At 60.5% G+C, this 266-nt stretch carries 1 protein-coding gene; it reads left to right on the forward strand.

All coding sequences use genetic code 11. From position 1 onward, the window contains the following. Window positions 1-263 (forward strand): methylated-DNA--[protein]-cysteine S-methyltransferase (locus tag ACPYOI_RS36350; RefSeq protein ID WP_481424212.1); only part of this gene is annotated, 263 nt, incomplete at its 5' end. Window positions 264-266 lie beyond the last annotated feature (3 nt).

Below are 266 nucleotides of genomic sequence, written 5' to 3' on the forward strand. Positions count from 1 at the left end.
TCCAACGCACTGTACTAACCGGGTTGCAAACAGTGCCTTATGGGCAAACTGTCAGCTACCGCCAACTTGCGAGCATCATTGGACGGCCGAATGCGTCACGCGCCGTCGGCCACGCCTGTGCAACAAACCCTCTGCCCATCCTCATTCCGTGCCACCGCGTGCTACGCAGTAACGGCCAGCTAGGAGGCTATCTCGGTGGTCCTCGCCTCAAGCGCTTCCTGCTCAATCTAGAGAGCGTCACCTCCGCTCCCTTGCCAGCGTGACCG

It is taken from the genome of Rhizobium sp. SVR5-2C (genome assembly GCF_056755115.1).